Below are 18,931 nucleotides of genomic sequence, written 5' to 3'. Positions count from 1 at the left end.
AAAAGTTTTATGTAGTTAATTATGCTGATGGTGCCGTCTCAGCCTCCCGCGAGCTGAACATCGAACAGTGGAAGGTGCACATCACAGGCGCCGTGCAAACCCCGACATCGCTCGGCTGGCGCGATATCTTAAACCGTGATTCATACGATCAGATCTCCACTCTCATGTGCATCGACACCCTGCCCGGCGGCGACAGCATGGGCACAGCGACATGGCGCGGCATCTCGCTGAAGAAATTACTGCTCGACTGTGGTGTTGATACCGAGACAGCGCGCGATGTCGTCTTTCGCGGCATCGACGGCTACGACGACAGCATCCCGTTCACCCGCGCGATGCAGGACGACGTGATGTTGGCATTTCTGATGAACGGCGAGAAGCTCCCCCAAGAGCATGGCTTTCCGCTCCGCCTCCTGGTGCCAGGTCTGTATGGCATCAAGAATGTGAAGTGGATCGTCGAAATCGAAGTCTATCCGGGCGACTATAGGGGCTACTGGCAGCGGAAGGGCTGGACCGACGACGGTACGATCAAAGTCTTTTCCCGCATTGATTCACCGGGACATTATCAAACACTCCGAGGGCCTGAACATACCTTTCGCGGCATCGCGTTCGGCGGGCCGAACAGCATCAGCAAAGTGGAATTGAGTTTTGATGCCGGCCGTACGTGGGCCGACTGCAAGATCGAACCGCCCATGTCGCCCTATTCCTGGGTGATCTGGACGTACATCTGGCACCCGCCAAAACCGGGCAAATTCCAAACCGTCGTGCGCGCCACCGACACGAAGGGGCAACTCCAGATCGCTGAAATCGTGCGCCCCCAGCCGGCCGGCGCCAGTGGGTACCACACCATCATTTCAGAAGTGGAATCAATCGGCTGAAGAGGCCCTCGACTTCGCTCCGAGTCACTCAATCACTCGTGTAGCTCTATTTGCATGGTCCTTTCATGACTGACAAGAGTTCGACCTACAGCCCACATTGAACTGAGATCCAACACCAAGGCATCTCGTCCTTGACGTGCATACACTCTGTATGTACACTCGTCCCGTGAGGTTTGAATGGGACGAAGCCAAACGAGAAACCAATATCGCCAAACACGGAATCGATTTCCTGGATGTACCGGAGATGTTCACCAGCCTGATGTTGGTCGGCACTGACAGTCGCAAAGACTACGGAGAAGCCAGAAAGATCGGATTCGGATTCATTCGCGGGCGGCTCATAGTTGTCGCATTTACTGAGCGTAATCCGAACGTGACTCGAATCATCTCAGCCAGAAAGGCTAACAGACGTGAAAAAGCCCACTACCAGGAAGCGATCGCGGACGAACTGGGCAAGAATTGACGCCCTCAAAAACTCGGAGATTGATACTTCCGATATTCCGGAACAAGGCAAGGCGTTCTTCAAGCGTGCCGTGCTCAGACTCCCAGAACCCAAGACTGCTGTCACTATTCGTTTAGACCGTCAGGTCTTGGAGTGGTTTAAAACAAAGGGACCCGGGTATCAGACAAGAATTAACGCCCTACTCCGCGCGTACATGGAAGCGCATAAGTCGTAACAGCAGTACGGCTGCACCCAACCGGCGCGAGCGGGTACCACACGATCATTGCTGAAGAGCAGAACGCTGAAACAGTTCGCCGGCTTCATTGTCGGTCGTTTGTCCACCTCGACGTATTAACCACACACGCCTCGGGAGTCAAACTCACAGCGGTCTTGACGAACAACCCATTTGAGAATTCTGCGGCAACCGATAGCGGGCCTTCATGAGAATTATCAGCGGTTTCTGAATACCTTACGTACTGGTCTCCATGCCATTGCATCACCCTCACGTGTTCCGACAACTTTATACAGTTTATATCGAGCTCTTATACCTTCAAAGCACACCACCTTGTTGATAGTCTCTCAACTGTTTGCCATGAGAAGCTTGTATCCAAAGTCGTTCATTCGCTCAATTCCCAGGCCCGAACACTGGGATCGCCGACCTCTTCCAAACTTATTTCATGGGGCGCTAAACCAAGAGCAGGAGATCGAGAAGCTTGAGAGATGGTACAAAGAACTCAAGAGCTATCAAAAACTTGATCTGCGAAAACGATTGCGCTCACTTACTTTTAGAGACTTCTGGAGTGCCTATTACGAACTCATGGCATCAAGGATTGCCAAGGAAGTTGGTTCGACATCTATTCAGCACTCCCCGTTGTTAGGCTCAAGACGTCCCGACTTCATCGTTCAGTTTCCTGATGGAAACAAACAAGTATGGGAAGTCGCCACCGCCTACCAAAGAATCGAACGGGAAAATGACGATGATAAGTCGCATGAACTTGCCAGTTGGCTAAATCAGAACTTTGAGCATCAATGGGGAGTTCTTGTAGATGCCGAGCGATTCAACTCCGGTGGGCTTTCGATCAATGGAGCAAGACCAATAGTCCAAGCCTGGCTCGACAAATTGGATAATGGTGGCCCACGGGATGTGGCTATCGGACCGCCTCTCATTAGTTGTCATCTCACCCTAACTGCAAGCCAGCGACATGATATCCGGCGACCCATTGTGGAAGGACTTGCAGGACAAGGAGGAAACATTACCGCCACGGATCAAGTAAGGAATACCCTACGCAAGAAAGTAAAAAAGTATAAAGCTGTCCAAAAGCAAGAACTTCCTCTGATAATCTTTCTCTTCGAAGGTGACAGGCTTCACATTTCGCGAGAATCGTTACAGCGGGCGCTGTGGGGGGAATGGCAATCCCGCATGAATAGAAATACTGGTGAATCGAGTTGGGTGTTAGCACCAGGAGGATTATTCATGCCCGATCAACAAAACACTCCTCAGAACACCAGACTGAGTGCCGTAGTCTATGGCCAACGCCGATGGCATAACAGCGCTCTCCACGCTGCGTTATTTGTCTATCACCACCCTATGGCACGACACCCCCTTCCCGACAGCTATTTTGCCGGACTACCACAGTCATATGTGACCCTTTCAGATTTTGAGTTTAAGGCCCAGTGGAGTCATAGCCCAAAAGGCGAGACCAACTTATTACGACTCGGGTAGCGGGAGGAACACAAGACACTCTGAATTCGTGCTACACCAACAGAATACCAGCTACTGCAACAGCGAGTCTCTCACGATCTGATCTTTGCGGATCTCATATTTCTTTTGATCAATCTTCCCAGCCTTGAAGTCTCCCTCAACTCGATCCTTTCGCATTTCAGGTGATACTCTTAACTCCCGCCTGCTGCTCCCGCTCTGAAAACCCCACCGAGCAGGCAGTCCCTACCGGCGAGCAACCTGTCATACCCGCCACAACATCAAGTCCCCGATTGACAAAGCAAGATTTCTTATAATCAATCCCTTTCTTGATACAAACGTCCCTCCCACATTCATCATTGACCTCCAGGTTACTTTTCTAGTCAACACCCCAGCCTCAAACTCAAACTTTCGACCGACGTGAGTTGGAGTGAAATGTGACAGGGAAACAGAGGGGAACCTGGCGCTATCCCAACATTGATCTGCACGGTCGCCGTAGCGCCTGAAAAACGAGCACTACGACACCGACAGTAATGCAGACATCGGCCACGTTGAAGATCCCGGTACGAAGACTACCGATGCCGATGTTCATGAAATCGATCACACGCCCGTCGTTTATGATGCGGTCGACAAGATTACCCAACCCGCCGCTCAGCACCAGACTCCAGGCAACAACCGTATCGAGAAACATCGGTTGAACAAAGAGCACAACCGCCAAAACTAGGAGACACACGCTAGGGAATACCTGAAAGAGAAAGACCCGTAACCCCTCCGAGAACCCTCCACCGAAGCTCAGGAAAGCCCCGATGTTCTCAGCATATTGGAGGCGGATGGTGTCGTGAAACCACGAGTATGGTGATTGACGCGCCAGGTGCTGACGGGCAGCATCTTTGGTGAGTTGATCACATCCTATCGAAAGGATGAGCAGCAGTAGAAGCAACACACTTTGATTGAAGCGGTGCTTCATTTCTCATTCTACACCACTCCGGTGCGCCCGTAGAGGTCTGACCTCTTTCACACCCCCCAACCTTCACATATCCAGACACGCTCAACACCAAGACCGTGAGACCGCCGTCAGGACGATTAATTTTTGCGTGGACGTCCAACCGGGAGCTTCCCCTTTCGCTTCTTGAAGCGCTTTCCCTTTTCGAGTTTGGTGAGCGTGGATTGGATCGCAGATTCAACGACACCCGTGAGTGTCAGCTTAGGACTCCAATACACGACGGTTCGCAACCGTTCGACCATATCGGCGGAGAGAGAAAGTGTGACCCTCTCCTTGCGCTTTGTTACCCGCTGTTCCTGCTTCATTGGATCATCTCCCTCCCGATGTACTCATGCACACCATTGTTGCATATGCTTTGGATATCATGCGCCGTTCCATGCACGCAAGGGGCATCGGCGGCCTCCCAACAGTATTGCTTCCTCCGTAAGAGCCTCGATTGTCTCATTACGGAACACCCTCAGTTCTCGAACCTGATCGTTCAACGTAACGAGTCCCTCGTGCACAACATGAAGAGGCACCGGCTTGTTCCTCGCTATGCCACGGTCAGCATTGTATGCCTAATACCTACACCCTAATAATACACAAGACATAATTCCGCATGATACCGTTTTTTTACTTGGCCTTGTTTCTTATGGTTCATTCCAATTAAAAGAAATCCCATGGTATTTACAAAACCGCCCCAGCCTCGTCAAAAGGAAATCAGCATAGGGGGGACGCCAATGAAACATCCGCCGGTGCGAAGGAGAGGGTGATGGTCAAACGGAATAGGACCGTGCCAGGGAACATCTTCATGGCGGCCATAGCCCTAGCACTCTTGAGTATGCCATCTTGCAAGTTGCGCCAAAACCTCCTGATTTATCAATCAGAGACTTTCTCGGTCGAGCTTCGAGAACTTCCAGGGGGATACCCTCCAATCAACCATTTTCACCACCCCTACACGATGCCACCTGAGGCGATATTCAATGTCCTAGAATCTTTAACCTATGATGCAGCCACCGTTTTGCCGTTTTCAAAAACTCACCTCAGGAAAGTCTTCACCAGGTCTCAAGCAGAGCAGTTGGCACCAGAACTATCCAAAGCCTTGAGCCTTGCCCCTCCACAGCAGGTCACCGCCTTTACCATCGCCGACACGGAAAAGCCGGATCGGCAGACGACAGGGTTCGTGTTTGTCCTTAACGAAGAGGTCCATCTCATTATCGAAAACCTACGACGACCTCGATACGAAGGAGAGCAGAACACCTATCAGCAACCGGTATCCAACTGGAAGCTGCGGCCAACCGGCATTCAACGGCTCTATACACGTCGCTCGGACGGAAAGGGCACCATGACGAACTGGATCATCACTCCCCTCCGGTAAAGGATCATGAGAGTATGAGACAACACCGACCCTGGTTTCAGCTATCTCCCGATAGCCAGCCCCTCGTACACAATGTCGTAGCGTTAATCACACTCCTGCTCTGCCTAGGCATTCCAAACCTGGTCCTCGCCCAAACCTCCGGCATGCCATCCAAAAGCGGCAAAGAGGATACCGTCGAACAATTGCAAGAGCAGCTTCACCGGATTGAAGAACAGCACCGCAAGGACCTCGCCGACCTGAAAGAGCGTCTCGGGGTGGTTGAACAACAACAGAGCAGCTTGTCGGACGAACTCGCTCAGAACATCCGAGTCGGTGCCTACGGGGCTGTGTGGTTTGAAAGTTTTCAGGATCGACGGTCCACCCATGACGGCAACTTTGAAGTCTTAATTTCAGGACACTTTCACGATCGGATTCGGGTCTACACCGAAATTGATCTGGGGCTTCCCCATGGAACCGCGGATGCAGAACAGGCCTATGTCGATCTTCTCCTTGCACAGGCATTCAATGTCCGTGCGGGGGTATTGCTGATCCCATTCGGCAAGTTTAATCTTGATCACTTCGATCCACGCAGAGATCTCATACGTCCGCCTTCGGTGGCACGCCTGGTGACCCCCACCACCTGGGGCGATTTGGGATTCAGCGCCTTTGGACTCATACCGATCTCAGATAACGTCAAAGCGACCTACGAAGTTCAGGTGATCAACGGACTCACGGATAAGTTTATGGCTACACCAGGCAACATTCCTGACCCAGGCCTGCAAAGTGCGCGAACAGGATTACGCTCAGACAATAACGGCGACAAGGCAGTCGTCGGACGCGCAACCCTAAAATTCTTTGATCAGTACGAAGTAGGACTTTCAGGATACCGTGGAGACTACAAGACCGGCTCTCAAGACCTGATCACTGGCATCGCCTTCGACACTGAATTCAAGCCTCGCAATGTGAAAATATGGGAAAACTTTCAGCTCAGAAGCGAATTCGCACGGTTTGATATTCAAGGCTCACCAACCCTATCAAGCCTCTGGGGGTATTACATCCAGCTCACGTATCGGTTCTGGCCGTCGGTATTGAACTCCACCATCCTGGGACGACACTTCAATAATCCGACATTGGCGCTCGTCGGTCTCTACGGCCGCACCAAGATGAATACGACGGCAAGTCCGACTGGTAGTCTGACCGGCGAACAAATCATCGTCGGATTCAATTATCGCCCGGTCGAGGATTATGTCTTCAAGATGGAGTATCAGTTTAACAACGGCCAATTCAACCAATTCCCGTCCGACGGATTTCTGACATCCATCGCGTGGATCTTCTAGCGGCCATCGCATGACTCGCCCATCCTGTACCAAAACGCGCTGGCTCGAGGCGCTGGCGGTTGCCCTCTTCCTTTGGTCGTTCCCCGCCCTCGCCCAAGCCGATCCCCTCGCCGTTATCGTCCACAAAAGTAATCCCAACACCTCCTTGAGTACGACGGCGATCGCCAGCATGTACCGAGGCGAGACCCTTCACTGGCCAGCAGGCGATCGGATCAAGCTGGTCAATCGTGAGATCGCTGCCGAAGAGAGAAAAACGTTCTATCTGCGAGTGCTGAACGCAAAGCCGGATCAAGTGTTCTATCGCCAAGGGACACCCGTTCCCGTCCAGAGTGTGATCGAACGGTCGGACGAAGCCGTCGTGCGTTTTGTCGGCACCATTGAGGGAGCCATTGGATACATCAGTCTCTCGACACTCAAAGAAATGAACGATGGCCAGATCAGAATCATCCTGATTGTCGATAACCCGTAGCATTACCGCCATGTTGATCCATAAGTGGTTCACACAGTCTCTCACGCACAAGCTGATGGCCCTCTTTTTCGCCGTCTTCTTCTGCGCGGTCTGTGGCTTGACCTACTTCGCCTACACCTCCAGCCGGAATGCAATGTTCCAAGAGTTCAAGATCCGTGGACGGACGCTGGCCAAGGCCATCGCGTCACAATCGCGAACAGATTATCAGGAGCAGGACGTTGAGGGGTTGACATCTCTTCTCCAGTCGCTTGGTGAGGGAGAAGATGTCGTCGCCATCCTCGCCTATCTCCCGTCCAAGGCCCTGTGGATTGAGTTTTCTGGAATCCAACTCACTCCCGAGGACCTGACTTTTCCGGAACTCGGTGATCTATGGGAAAGAGATTTGGTCCTCACCGAAGGGTATCGGATCTCCGCGTTCGGAAGCGCTGTGACTGACGCATCGATTCCTGCAAGGAAAGACAGCTCGGTCTCAGCTCAGCCCCTCGGATGGGTCAGAATCTTTCTGGATCGGAGCGCACTTGAACAACGGCTCAACGAATTGATTCACCAAACCATCGTAACCAGCATGCTGACGCTCTTGTTCGGAGGCGGACTCTTCATCTTTCTGCTCAGACAATCCTTACAGGTCATCGCCCCCCTCACCGACGCCACAAAGAAGGTGGCCGAAGGCGACTTGCACGCCACCGTGCCCGTATCCAGCCGCGATGAGTTGGGTGAGTTGGCAAAATGTTTTAACAGCATGACCGAGCAGTTGTTGCACACCACCGTGTCAAAGAACTACGTGGACAACGTCATACGCTCCATGACTGATCTCTTGATCGTCCTGAATCCCGACGGCACCATACGAAGCGTCAACCATGCCGCCCTCAAGCTGCTCGGGTATGAAGAGCAGGAACTGCTCGACCAAGACGCCACCCTGCTATTTCCGCCACATGACAACCCGCTGTGCGGAGAAACATATCAGAATATGCTTCGACAGGGATCGATTCATCAGATGGCAACGACCTATCTTGCAAAAGACGGGCGCACCGTTCCCATATTCTGGTCTGCAGCCGTCATGCGGGGTGAGGCTGGCCACATCGAAGGAATCGCCTGCGTGGCCAAGGACATGACGGTGCTGAAACAAGAGGAAGAACAAATTCGACTGCAGGGCACAGCACTCGAATCCGCCGCAAATGCCGTCATGATTATGAATCGAATCGGCCGCATCACCTGGGTCAATCCCTCCTTCACCTCATTGACCGGCTATGCATCTGAAGATGTGATCGGCCAAAACATCCGCAACCTGAACGCTGAGCAACGGGACCAACCGTTCTATCAAAACCAGTGGCAGACAATCATGCGCGGCAAGGTATGGCACGGCGAAAGCACCAATCGCAAAAAAGACGGCACCCTCTACACGGAAGAGGAAACGATCACTCCCGTCCGCGACCGGAATGGAGAGATCAGCCACTTCGTCAGTATCAAACAGGATGTCACGAAACGGAAACAAGCGGTGGAGACGATTCAGGATGCACACCAGAAACTGAAAGCGCTCGACCAATTACGGTCACAATTTTTTGCCGATATCAGCCATGAACTCAGGACACCCTTAACCGTGATCAGGGGCGAGGCTGAGGTGACGCTCCGAGGAAAAGACAAACCGATTTCCGAATACCGGAATACCTTGGAACGGATCGTCCAGCTGTCGAGTCAAATGAACAAGTTGGTCGGCGATATCCTGTTCTTGGCTCGGTCGGAATCGGGCACGTTGCAGATGGATCTGAAGCCAACCCCGCTGGCACCGCTTCTTGAAGACGTGCGCCGAGAAACGAACATTCTTGCCCAGTCACGAAACATGGCCGTGACATGTGAAGGGTTGTCGCATGGTGTAATGATGCAGGGGGATACAGAACGACTCAAACAACTCTTCATGATTCTCACGGACAATGCCGTCAAGTACGGACGGAAAGACGGTATGATTGTGATTCGATTAGAAACCGTGGATCGTGAGGCGCATATCACCGTAACCGACAACGGGCTTGGAATTCCCGAAACAGATCTTCCGCATGTCGTCAAACGAGCCTATCGCGTCTGGAGAGGCCGTCCGTCGGCTGTCGGTGGATCCGGGCTTGGTCTGCCGATCGCCAAGTGGATCGCGGAAGCACACCATGGAACGATCTCGATTGCCAGCATTCTCCACCATGGAACCACGGTGACTGTTCGGTTTCCCCTTGATCGCCCCGTGACATCACAATCCGGTAACGAAGCTAATTGGGCTTCACGCACACCATAAAGGACATAACCTAATGGCAGCGACACACATCCTCGTGATCGAAGACGATGAACGCATCTCGAGTTTCATCAAGCGCGGGTTGGAGGCGGAAGGGTATTTGGTGGATGTCGTCCACGACGGTCAAGAAGGCATCCAACGAGGTATGGCCCCCTATGACCTGATCATCCTCGACCTTCTGCTTCCCGACAAAAGCGGGCACGAGGTCTGCCAGGATCTACGCCGCGAACAAATTCATACTCCCATTCTGATTCTGACGGCTAAAGATGCGCTGGAGGACAAACTGAGCGGCTTCGACCACGGAGCGGATGACTATCTCACCAAGCCCTTTGCCTTCGAAGAACTCATCGCCCGCATCAAAGCACTCCTCCGACGTCGCTCCTCCTACAGAGAGGAACCATCCCACTTATTGCAAGTAGCGGATCTCACGCTTGACCAACGCTCCCGCGAAGTGCGCCGAGGGGGCGACGTGATTGCCTTGACCAGGAAAGAATTCGATCTGCTCGCATTCCTGATGTCCAATCCCAACAAAGCACTTAATCGCACATCCATCCTGGAACAGGTCTGGGGCTATCACCATGACACTCTGACCAATACCGTCGATGTGTACATCGGGTACCTGCGAAAAAAACTCGACAGCGGCTCGCAGACAAAACTGATTCAGACCGTGCGAGATTTCGGATACAAGATCTCTGACAATCAACCAGCTTGATCGACCCACTGAGATAATTCCAACTGGGCACGCATCTCAGTTCTTATCAATTTCTCATCTCGCTCTCAGTCGCCTCTCATCTCGTTCACGTACAGTAGCCTCCTGACCATAGTGCGTTTCACGGCACCCAGACAGAGGACAGCTGTGCACATTCTAATCGTGGAAGATGATGAACGGATTGTGAGCTTCATGAAGCGCGGACTTGAAGCTGAATCGTACGAAGTCGCCATCGCGTCAAGCAAAGCGCAAACCCTGGATCTCACCGCAACCTGCACCTACGACGTCATCATCCTCGATATCTTTCTGGGGCCTGATGACGGACTCGACATCTGTCGAGCCCTCAGACAGCGAGGGGTGAGATCCTCCATTCTGCTCATGACGGCCAAGGGAACGGCTGAAATGGAAAAGGCGAGCCGAAGTGCTGGTGCGGATGCCTATCTCGCGAAACCGTTCTGCTTCGACGATCTCATCGCAACCGTCACGCGCCTCGAAGCGAGCGGCGTCCGTAGCGAACGGCGCTGGCCGCCCCTTGAACGGCTGAGAGACTCTACGGAAACAATGGGGGCCGAACCGTTTACGAAATGCGATTCACCTCGTCCAACGAACATGACCTTATCTGAAACGGACAGAACCGAATGTATCAGCACAAGCTTGAGCAGGATATCGGAGCAATCGTGACCAAACGTCTCTTCTATCGAGCCCCAGAGGTTTCAGATAGCGAAGGATGGAACTGAACCTATGCTGATCATGCTCTACTCGCACGACAGTTACGGCCTCGGCCACATTCGCCGAACGCTGGAAATCGCAAGCCAGTTGGTGGAACACATCCCTGATGCTTCGTTGGTTATTTTAACCGGCTCCATGCAGGCCCATACGTATGCGCTGCCGCCCCGCACAGAATACATCAAGCTCCCGACGCTCACCAAAAATGAAGCCGGGCTCTACTGTTCCCGGTCATTGCCTCACCCAATCAATATTACCATCGAGCTGCGGCAGCGAATCATTTGGGAAAGCTTGTGCATGCTGAAACCAGATATTTTTTTGGTTGATAAATCCCCTGCGGGCATTAAAGGCGAATTACTTCCCGCCCTGCGACATTGCAAATCCTTCCTGCCTGAAACCAAGCTCGTACTCGGGATGCGTGACATTGAGGACGATCCCCGTCATGTGGCGGAGGAATGGAATAAATCCGGCGTCATCCCATTACTCGAACATATCTACGACGCCATTTTCCTGTACGGCACCCCCTCGTTGTATGATCCGGTTCAGGAATACGGACTATCATCCTGCATCAAACAGAAGCTCATTCCGTGCGGTTACATCGGCCGAACTCAGCCTTCACGTCCGAAGGAACAAATCCGAAACGAACTGGGGTTGCGTACGGACCGATTCGTGCTCGTCACGCCAGGGGGTGGTGATGACGGGTATGCCATCGTCGACACGCATGTCCGCATGCTGCGCGAGAAGATTCACCCTGGTCGCCACAAGTTTGATTCACTGATCGTCACCGGGCCGTTGATGTGTTCAGATAAACGCCGCGTGTTGAAGCAGGCCGCCGACGAAGATTTGGCCCTCAAAGTTATCGACTTCACCCCACATCTTTACGAGTACTTGCGCGCGGCTGACGTTGTTGTGTCCATGGGCGGGTACAACACCGTCGTAGAAATTTTAACTGCGAACCAACGCGGAATCATCGTGCCCAGGGTCCATCCGCGACTTGAGCAATGTATCCGAGCCGAACGACTAGCAGCCAAGGGCCTACTCAGCATGATTCACCCTACAGAACTCACTCCGGACAGCCTGTTCCGTGCTATCACACGGTCGTTCCAACAGCCACGGCCTCCTCGCCCCCAGGACATCGGCATCCCGCTTAATGGTGCGATCACTGTATCCAAAGCCATGAAACAATTATTCCTTGCGACTCAACAGCACAAGATGACTGCGGCGCACCTCCGTCACTCACCTCGGTTTCGAGAGATCGGAACCGTGGTGGCACAGAAATGGATGGCTTGACCCATGCTCAGCCAGCCCTCGACGAAAACAATTGGGTACCTGGTCAAGGTTTTTCCCAAGGTCTCAGAGACCTTCATTCTTCAAGAAGTCTTAGACTTGGAAGCCCTGGGACTGGACTTGTCGGTCTTCGCCCTTGAGCCGCCTACCGATCCCGTCACCCACGATTTGGTCGGCCAAGTCCGCGCATCGGTCACCTATCTGCCTCGCTCGCTCGGCACCTTGCGCCACAATCCGTTATGGGCCCATCTTCGACTCTTCATCATCTCCCCTCGGCGGTATGTCTCAACCGTTCAATTTTGGCGTCGATCCACCGAGCAGCCCTCGTGGCCAAAGTTTCTCCAGGCCGGTTCACTCGCTGTAGCGCTTCTCAACCAACGCATCGGTCACCTCCACGTCCACTTTGCGAATGCCCCCACGAGCGTCGCTGAACTGGCTCACCGGCTGACAGACATTCCGTACAGCATGACCTGCCACGCAAAGGATATCTTCCTCACGCCACCAGCCACACTCCAACGGAAAATGCACCATGCGGAATTCGTCATTACCTGCACCGAGGATAATCGGCAGTACCTCCAACGTCTGTCGGACAACGGTACCCCGCTGCTTCGTCTCTACCACGGCCTGAATCTGGCCCGATTCGACCGGCTACAGCACGATCATCCTACTGCACCGTCGGCGATCCCCGCGATCATAAGTGTCGCACGTTTTCGAGAAAAGAAAGGGCTACTCACGCTCATCCACGCCTGCCATTTGCTGAACATCCGTGGCTACCGGTTTCACTGCTGCATCGTCGGATTCGGTCCCTTGCAATCCGCTATGGAAGCGCTGATTCAAGAGTTCCATCTCGAACATCTCGTCATGTTGATGGGACAACAACCACTCGAAGAAGTCGTGGGGCTCTACCAGCGTGCCGACATCTTTGCCCTTCCCTGTCAGGTCGCTCAGGACGGCGATCGCGACGGGATTCCGAACGTCCTCATGGAAGCCATGGCATGCCGACTCCCCGTCGTCACGACTGGAGTTTCAGGTATTCCGGAACTTGTCCGACACGATCACAACGGTCTTCTTGTTCCCCAGCGCGACCCTGAAGCGCTAGCGCTGGCCCTCGCCCATCTTCTGGATAATCCGGCAATCCGGCAACGCTTAGGACAAGCCGGGCGTGAGACCATTGAGCAACACTTTTCCTCCGGCTATGCAAGCCACCATCTTAAAGCGCTTTTTCTCACGGGAACGGCACCGACGGATGCAGCGCTATCGCAGCCAGTAGAACCCTTCTCGAATCCAGACCAAGACAAGATAGCAACCCACTCGTCCGACAGCGCGATCGGCTATATCTTGAAGGGATTCCCTCGCCGATCGGAAGCCTTCATCAACAATGAAATTCTGCTCTTGGAGCAGATGGGGCTTCAGCTTCGCCTCTTCTCTGCGTTTCAAGGCGAAACGAACTGTACCGGTCCTCATGGAAAGGCTCTTATTTCACCGCTCACCTATCTGCCCGAAGATAGCGAGAAGACAGACAGCGGATTTCTGTCCTGGCTGATCGCAAATCTTCCCCGATATTGTTCTAGTCATGCTCGACTCATTCGTACCGTTCCGCGCCGATATCTGCATGCCGCATGGGAAGCCTGGATATTGAGCTTGAGCTATAGGAGCAGTTTCTTCTCGTGGCCCAAGAAAGTGTTCTACAAGGATTTTATTCGTGCTGGTGCGATCGCCGACTGCGTTCTCGTTTCAGGAAACATCCGTCATCTGCACGCCCACTTTTGCCATGGCGCGACAACCATGGCGATGTTCGCAAGCATGCTGAGCGACCTCCCCTTCAGCTTTACCGCCCACGCCAAGGACATTTATCTACCTAAACTGAACCCCGGCGATCTGCTGTCACTTAAGCTACGTCGAGCGAAGTTCGTCGTGACCTGCACAGCAGCCAACCATCATCACTTACGGGGTGTCTCCCCACAGAGTGCACCCATACACACCATCTATCATGGAGTCGATACGACGCGTTTCGCTCCCGCCATTGACCGAGAGACGCTGGCAATCCCGACAATCCTGTCGGTCGGACGCTTCGTCGAAAAGAAAGGGTTTCCCTTTTTGATCGAGGCCTGTCGGCTCATTCATGAGCACGGAATCCCGTTCCGCTGCCGGATCGTCGGTGAACCGGATGAGCAGACCGATGTGGTACAGGACCTGATTCGCCGGTATGGGCTTGAAGAAGTAATCTCAATCGAACCGGGTGTGACACAAGACGCGCTCCGTGCGATCTATCAAGAGGCGACGGTCTTCGTACTCCCCTGTCATATCGTGGACAACGGTGATCGAGACGGCATCCCGAACGTCCTCGCCGAAGCCATGGCCTCCGGAGTCCCTGTGATTTCCACATTAGTCTCCGGCATTCCGGAAATTATTGAAGATCGACGTAATGGCCTGCTGGTCGCACCACGCGACCCGGTGGCACTCGCGAAAGCCATCGAAGAACTGTTGGTCGACTCCAACTTCCGCAACAGTCTTGCTCACGCAGGGCGTGAGACGATGTGCCGACTCTTTGACTCGAATCAGACCACGAAACAGCTCTTTGACCTTTTTCGGATGGAAACTGTTGGGACCACCACCAACCACCAGGAAACCCATGCAGCTTGCCACTAGTCAGCACCCTTCAAATGAACAGATGGATTCCCGGCACCTCTTTACAGAACCCTTCCAAGACTTGACCGTTGACGCCTTACTAGACCATTTCCAGACCAGGACGACGATCCACTATTTCCCGGTCCCTGATGCGGGTGAAACGGCACGCCCGAAGATGGACGACATACTGATGAATGAGTTTGAGTTCAACGGCGAACGTCACATCTTTACCGCATCACCGCTCTGGCTCACGAACCTCAGCAGCGACCAGGAATGGCTGATCCTGCTGCATAAATTCTATTACGCCGTCGGGCTCGGTATGGCCTATCGTGAAACAGATGATCGTCGATACGTCGAGAAATGGGTTGATCTCACGAGTTCTTGGATTCGAACGGTTCCGCTCGATTTCCTCCCCAGCGACGTTGCAGGACGGCGGATTCAGAATTGGATCTTCGCGCACTACTATTTTGTGAACGCTACCCTACCGAGCTGCGTCACCCCAGATTTCTATCGTTCTTTTCTGGAATCGCTGCACCACCAGGTCTCGTACCTTCGAGACCATGTCACGCCGTCTCGGAACCACCGGACCTTGGAGCTCTGCGCGATCTTTTTGGCTGCGGTCGTGTTCCCCGAATTCGTTGAATCCCCCGAATGGCTCCGGTGGTCGCGAGATGAGCTGGTCAAAAACATTCAATTTGATCTGCAACCCGATGGTGTCCATTGTGAGCAATCCACCGATTACCACCATTTGGTACTCAAGAACTATCTCTGGATCAATAGGCTGGCGCGCCTCAACCAGATCGAAATGCCGGAGCAGTTTGATCAGCTGATCAGGAAGGCTTTGGAGTTTTCGCTCTATTCCCATCGACCAGACGGCCTGATCCCCGCCCTCAGCGATGGCGATAGCCGCTGTTTCCTGGACCTCTTGCAGCAGGGCTATGACCTCTATGGAGGGGAAGACCTCTTGTACGTCGCGTCGCGAGGAGAAAAAGGACACGCTCCAACTGTGCGATCAAAAGGATTTCCCCATAGCGGCTATTATGTATTGCGAAGCGGCTGGGGTGACCAGGATGCACCCTATGAGGACGAACGCTATTTGATCTTTGATGGCGGACCTCTCGGCGCCGGCAATCATGGACATCTCGATCTATTCAGTTTCGAAGCCTATGCCTATGGCAGACCACTGATCGTGGACCCAGGTCGCTATACCTATGATGAATCAGGCCCCGTCAACTGGCGCGGCATCTTTCGTAGCACCGCCTACCACAATACTGTGCTGGTCGATGGGCGAAATCAAACTCGGTATGAGTGGAAAAGGAATCGGTTCAAGATTTCAGGGCCGGACCCTGAACGAACGGTGGCCGCATTTGTCAGCAAGCCCGGACTCGACTATCTGCATGGTATAGCGCGTAGCTATGAGTATCCGGTGATTCATGAACGGAAGGTGCTGTTCATCAACGGAGAGTACTGGATCATTTTTGACCTCCTGCGTGCAGACGAATCCCACCGGTATGACCTTCACTTCCATTTCGCACCATCCGCACAAGGGGAGGTTTCGCTCTCGCGGTCGCACGACACCTTGTCAGTCTACTCGCCCAAGCTAATCCTTGCACAGCCGCTGGTGCCGACCGTGCGCCCCTCCATCGAGGAAGGTTTTGTCTCCATTTCGTACGGCAAGAAAGAACGGGCGCCGATCGTCCAGCTGACGCAAGATGCCTCAAGCACGTGCTTTCTGACCGTCTTGTACCCCTACAAGCACGAGACACCAAAGATTTCCATCGCTACTCAACAGATCTCTGACATCGTCGGACCGGTGGGAGGAAAACATCGGGCAACTGTGTCTATCACCATCGCTCACACGAATAGCCATCAGTATTGCGATGAACTGGTCTTTATCGAGCATCAAGTCCAAGACAATGCCTCACTCGTGCCTTCCTATACAGATCATGTGTGCGTCACGCGCACAGGCAGCGATGGTCGACCACTATTTCAACATCACGCCTAGCCATGATGAATAACACCGTGATCCCGACAACAGGGACATCTCGAACTTCTCAGCGTGATGGACGTGACGACATTCCAATGGATGTCCGACTGCCACAGCTTTCGATGATCTTAGACACAGAAGCCATGAGAAAGACGTTGTGGAATGGCATGTTCGACTCGGCCAGTGTTCGAGACCGATTCCTGATCCGGCAGTGCGACATTATCCAGATCCGGTACAAACCGACATCGTCCTGCATGGTCAGCTATCGCCTGAACGTCGAGAACGTCGAAACGGGAGAGAGAGGGGAACAGATTCTCTGCGGCCGTGCGTTCCCGGACGGCCGCTCGCTGCCACAATGGGAAAAGGCCTCGACACGGGCCCTCGTGCAGCCGAGATTCGGGAAGCCACTGATCCATCTTCCCGAGGTCGAGATGGTTCTCTGGAGCTTTCCAAACGATCGCAAGATGCACACACTGCCGGCCTCCAGCCACGCAGCCTTCAGCACATCGAACATTCCGCCCAGCTGGATCCTGGCGCATGTAGGCACAGGCTGGCAGGTGGCCGATACCAAATCCCGTGTGATGCACTATGTCGGGGAACACACCTGCACGGTGCAGACATCATTTGAACTGATTCACTCATCCCAGGAGACGAGGCAGACACTGACGATCTTCGGTAAGACTTATTACAACGAAGAAGGGGCTCAGACAGATCTGGTGATGCGGCAACTCTGGGACAGTGAGGCCCGACGCAGTGGGCGGCTCGGACTCGCGCGGCCGGTGTGGTATGACACACGCCTCAAAACCCTCTGGCAAGAAGGTATTCAGGGCACTACGCTGGAGAACCACTCCATTGAAACCCCAGCCGGCATTACCCTTCTGAAGAAAGCGGCCCACACCGTCGCCACGTTCCACACAACCCCTTTGTCGAATATTCCGTCTACCCCAGTGTTGGAGCTACTCGACAAGCTCGAAGTCGTTGGATCCATCTTGATGCAGTGCCGACCATCTTGCCGCCCCACACTGGCTCCGCTGCGGGATCGATTAAGAGCACAGGCCAAAACCATTTCTCTTGGGCCGACCGCGACGCTTCACGGTGATCTCCACATGAAGAATCTGTTCCTGACACACGATAGCATTGCCTTGATCGATCTTGACAACGTTTATCAGGGACATCCTGGTCAGGATATCGGCAGTTTTATTGCCGGATTACTGACAACGGCATTGGCGAAGCAGATGCCATTGTCTCAGCTAGCAGGCCCACTGCAGGCATTTCTCCAGCACTACAATCAACGGACACCATGGAAGCTTGACCATCCAACGCTCGCCTGGTTTACCACCATGGCCTTGGTCACCGAGCGCTCATATCGTTGCGTGACTCGTCTCAAGGACGGTCGATTAGGGTTAATGGAACTCCTACTCAACCTCGCTGACGACATTTCCAAGACCGGTTCATTACTGTTGCCGATTGACGAATTGACAACCACCTGTGAAAGGAACCGTGGACAGTGATTACCCAGACAACAGTCCGCCACACCACAGTCTACCTGGTTCGGCATGGGGAAAGTCTGTTGAACCGAGAAAAACGTGTGTCCGGCCAGCTCGACACCTCGCTCTCTTCAAATGGTATCCAGAAGGGCCAACTCCTTGCCGATCGGCTTCGACAGGTCGCGTTAACGGGAATCTACACGAGCGCCTTGACGCGAACAATCGAGACCGCTCGACTGACGGCAGAACACCATGGTCTACCGATTCAGCGCACACCCGAATTGAATGAACTGCATATGGGAGTCCTCGAAGGCCGCTTTCGAGATACCCGTGATCCCGAAGCCAGCGCAATTTGGCAGGAACATAAAAAAGATAAACGCCACTACCGCATTCCGGGAGGAGAATGTTTCCTCGACCTTGCGAAACGGGTCAAGGCCTCATTCGGTGACATTCTCGCCCGTGAAAACGGCGGCGTCATCCTGATCGTCGGACATCGCAACGTGAACAGAGCGTTATTCGGTTTACTTATGCACCTGCCTGAAATCGGGTGGCCGGATCTGGATCTCAAAAGTCGGTATGTGTACCAGATTATGACGGAAAAACAGCCACGAATGAATATGGTCCGTCTCCTGGCTCAAACAGAGGACGGTGCCAGGACACAGCCCATGGTGTAGGGA

Annotated in this window: 17 protein-coding genes (1 of these 17 only partly in view); 15 read left to right on the top strand and 2 right to left on the bottom strand. The window is 53.5% G+C overall.

The window, feature by feature from the left end; all coding sequences use genetic code 11:
- The 4 genes from COMA1_RS20410 to COMA1_RS20395 form a co-directional block, all read left to right on the top strand.
- Positions 1 to 875, top strand: the 3' portion of a protein-coding gene (locus tag COMA1_RS20410) for a molybdopterin-dependent oxidoreductase (RefSeq protein WP_090751378.1). It extends 139 nt beyond the left edge of the window; only the last 875 of its 1,014 coding nucleotides appear in the window; its start codon lies off the left edge, out of view; it ends in the stop codon at positions 873 to 875.
- Between the two features lie 151 nt (positions 876 to 1,026).
- On the top strand, positions 1,027 to 1,335 hold the full coding sequence (locus COMA1_RS20405) for a BrnT family toxin (RefSeq protein ID WP_245631175.1): 309 nt from the start codon (positions 1,027 to 1,029) through the stop codon (positions 1,333 to 1,335).
- Positions 1,283 to 1,549, top strand: coding sequence for a BrnA antitoxin family protein (locus tag COMA1_RS21915; RefSeq protein ID WP_090751377.1), 267 nt, complete (start codon positions 1,283 to 1,285; stop codon positions 1,547 to 1,549). Before COMA1_RS20405 ends, COMA1_RS21915 begins: the two co-directional genes overlap by 53 nt.
- Positions 1,550 to 1,879: 330 nt before the next feature.
- On the top strand, positions 1,880 to 3,037 hold the full coding sequence (locus tag COMA1_RS20395; RefSeq protein WP_141654440.1) for a hypothetical protein: 1,158 nt from the start codon (positions 1,880 to 1,882) through the stop codon (positions 3,035 to 3,037).
- A 442-nt stretch (positions 3,038 to 3,479) separates the two neighbouring features.
- On the opposite strand, the gene lspA is transcribed toward COMA1_RS20395, so the two are convergent.
- Positions 3,480 to 3,980, bottom strand: a complete 501-nt coding sequence (lspA, locus tag COMA1_RS20390) for a signal peptidase II (protein WP_090751375.1) — start codon at positions 3,978 to 3,980, stop codon at positions 3,480 to 3,482.
- A gap of 116 nt (positions 3,981 to 4,096) precedes the next feature.
- Positions 4,097 to 4,321: a hypothetical protein gene (locus tag COMA1_RS20385; RefSeq protein ID WP_090751374.1), complete on the bottom strand. Its 225-nt coding sequence runs from the start codon at positions 4,319 to 4,321 to the stop codon at positions 4,097 to 4,099.
- A gap of 446 nt (positions 4,322 to 4,767) precedes the next feature.
- Between COMA1_RS20385 and COMA1_RS20380 the strand changes: the two genes are divergently transcribed.
- From COMA1_RS20380 to COMA1_RS20330, 11 genes are all read left to right on the top strand, one after another.
- Positions 4,768 to 5,373, top strand: coding sequence for a hypothetical protein (locus COMA1_RS20380; protein ID WP_090751373.1), 606 nt, complete (start codon positions 4,768 to 4,770; stop codon positions 5,371 to 5,373).
- A gap of 14 nt (positions 5,374 to 5,387) precedes the next feature.
- Positions 5,388 to 6,689, top strand: coding sequence for a DUF2408 domain-containing protein (locus tag COMA1_RS20375; protein WP_090751372.1), 1,302 nt, complete (start codon positions 5,388 to 5,390; stop codon positions 6,687 to 6,689).
- Positions 6,690 to 6,699: 10 nt separating this feature from the next.
- The gene (locus COMA1_RS20370; protein ID WP_090751371.1) at positions 6,700 to 7,158 is read left to right on the top strand and encodes a substrate-binding domain-containing protein; all 459 of its coding nucleotides are present in this window, start codon (positions 6,700 to 6,702) and stop codon (positions 7,156 to 7,158) included.
- Between the two features lie 10 nt (positions 7,159 to 7,168).
- Positions 7,169 to 9,433 carry a PAS domain S-box protein gene (locus tag COMA1_RS20365; RefSeq protein WP_090751370.1) on the top strand — a complete coding sequence of 755 codons (2,265 nt, stop codon included), beginning with the start codon at positions 7,169 to 7,171 and terminating at the stop codon, positions 9,431 to 9,433.
- Positions 9,434 to 9,446: 13 nt separating this feature from the next.
- Entirely contained in the window at positions 9,447 to 10,142 is a 696-nt protein-coding gene (locus COMA1_RS20360) for a response regulator transcription factor (RefSeq protein ID WP_090751369.1), read from the top strand.
- A 144-nt stretch (positions 10,143 to 10,286) separates the two neighbouring features.
- A complete protein-coding gene (locus COMA1_RS20355; protein WP_090751368.1) occupies positions 10,287 to 10,820 on the top strand; it encodes a response regulator transcription factor in 534 nt (177 codons plus the stop codon).
- A 60-nt stretch (positions 10,821 to 10,880) separates the two neighbouring features.
- Complete coding sequence (locus tag COMA1_RS20350; RefSeq protein ID WP_090751367.1) at positions 10,881 to 12,155, top strand: glycosyltransferase family protein; 1,275 nt, start codon at positions 10,881 to 10,883, stop codon at positions 12,153 to 12,155.
- Positions 12,156 to 12,158: 3 nt separating this feature from the next.
- A complete protein-coding gene (locus tag COMA1_RS20345; RefSeq protein ID WP_090751366.1) occupies positions 12,159 to 14,801 on the top strand; it encodes a glycosyltransferase in 2,643 nt (880 codons plus the stop codon).
- A 22-nt stretch (positions 14,802 to 14,823) separates the two neighbouring features.
- The gene (locus COMA1_RS20340) at positions 14,824 to 16,785 is read left to right on the top strand and encodes an alginate lyase family protein (RefSeq protein ID WP_176698227.1); all 1,962 of its coding nucleotides are present in this window, start codon (positions 14,824 to 14,826) and stop codon (positions 16,783 to 16,785) included.
- Between the two features lie 125 nt (positions 16,786 to 16,910).
- Entirely contained in the window at positions 16,911 to 18,278 is a 1,368-nt protein-coding gene (locus tag COMA1_RS20335) for a phosphotransferase family protein (RefSeq protein ID WP_176698226.1), read from the top strand.
- Complete coding sequence (locus tag COMA1_RS20330; protein ID WP_090751363.1) at positions 18,275 to 18,928, top strand: histidine phosphatase family protein; 654 nt, start codon at positions 18,275 to 18,277, stop codon at positions 18,926 to 18,928. The genes COMA1_RS20335 and COMA1_RS20330 overlap by 4 nt, the downstream gene beginning before the upstream one ends.
- The last annotated feature ends 3 nt before the right edge of the window (positions 18,929 to 18,931 follow it).

It is taken from the genome of Candidatus Nitrospira nitrosa (assembly GCF_001458735.1).
Taxonomy (GTDB): domain Bacteria; phylum Nitrospirota; class Nitrospiria; order Nitrospirales; family Nitrospiraceae; genus Nitrospira_D; species Nitrospira_D nitrosa.
This window is presented reverse-complemented; position numbering and strand designations above follow the sequence as displayed.

Coding starts and splice junctions, on each gene's coding strand:
- COMA1_RS20405 (WP_245631175.1), top strand. CDS start 1,027: ATGTACACTCGTCCCGTGAGGTTTGAATGGGACGAAGCCAAACGAGAA.
- lspA (WP_090751375.1), bottom strand. CDS start 3,980: ATGAAGCACCGCTTCAATCAAAGTGTGTTGCTTCTACTGCTGCTCATC.
- COMA1_RS20385 (WP_090751374.1), bottom strand. CDS start 4,321: ATGAAGCAGGAACAGCGGGTAACAAAGCGCAAGGAGAGGGTCACACTT.
- COMA1_RS20380 (WP_090751373.1), top strand. CDS start 4,768: ATGGTCAAACGGAATAGGACCGTGCCAGGGAACATCTTCATGGCGGCC.
- COMA1_RS20375 (WP_090751372.1), top strand. CDS start 5,388: ATGAGACAACACCGACCCTGGTTTCAGCTATCTCCCGATAGCCAGCCC.
- COMA1_RS20370 (WP_090751371.1), top strand. CDS start 6,700: ATGACTCGCCCATCCTGTACCAAAACGCGCTGGCTCGAGGCGCTGGCG.
- COMA1_RS20365 (WP_090751370.1), top strand. CDS start 7,169: ATGTTGATCCATAAGTGGTTCACACAGTCTCTCACGCACAAGCTGATG.
- COMA1_RS20360 (WP_090751369.1), top strand. CDS start 9,447: ATGGCAGCGACACACATCCTCGTGATCGAAGACGATGAACGCATCTCG.
- COMA1_RS20350 (WP_090751367.1), top strand. CDS start 10,881: ATGCTGATCATGCTCTACTCGCACGACAGTTACGGCCTCGGCCACATT.
- COMA1_RS20345 (WP_090751366.1), top strand. CDS start 12,159: ATGCTCAGCCAGCCCTCGACGAAAACAATTGGGTACCTGGTCAAGGTT.
- COMA1_RS20340 (WP_176698227.1), top strand. CDS start 14,824: ATGGATTCCCGGCACCTCTTTACAGAACCCTTCCAAGACTTGACCGTT.
- COMA1_RS20335 (WP_176698226.1), top strand. CDS start 16,911: ATGAGAAAGACGTTGTGGAATGGCATGTTCGACTCGGCCAGTGTTCGA.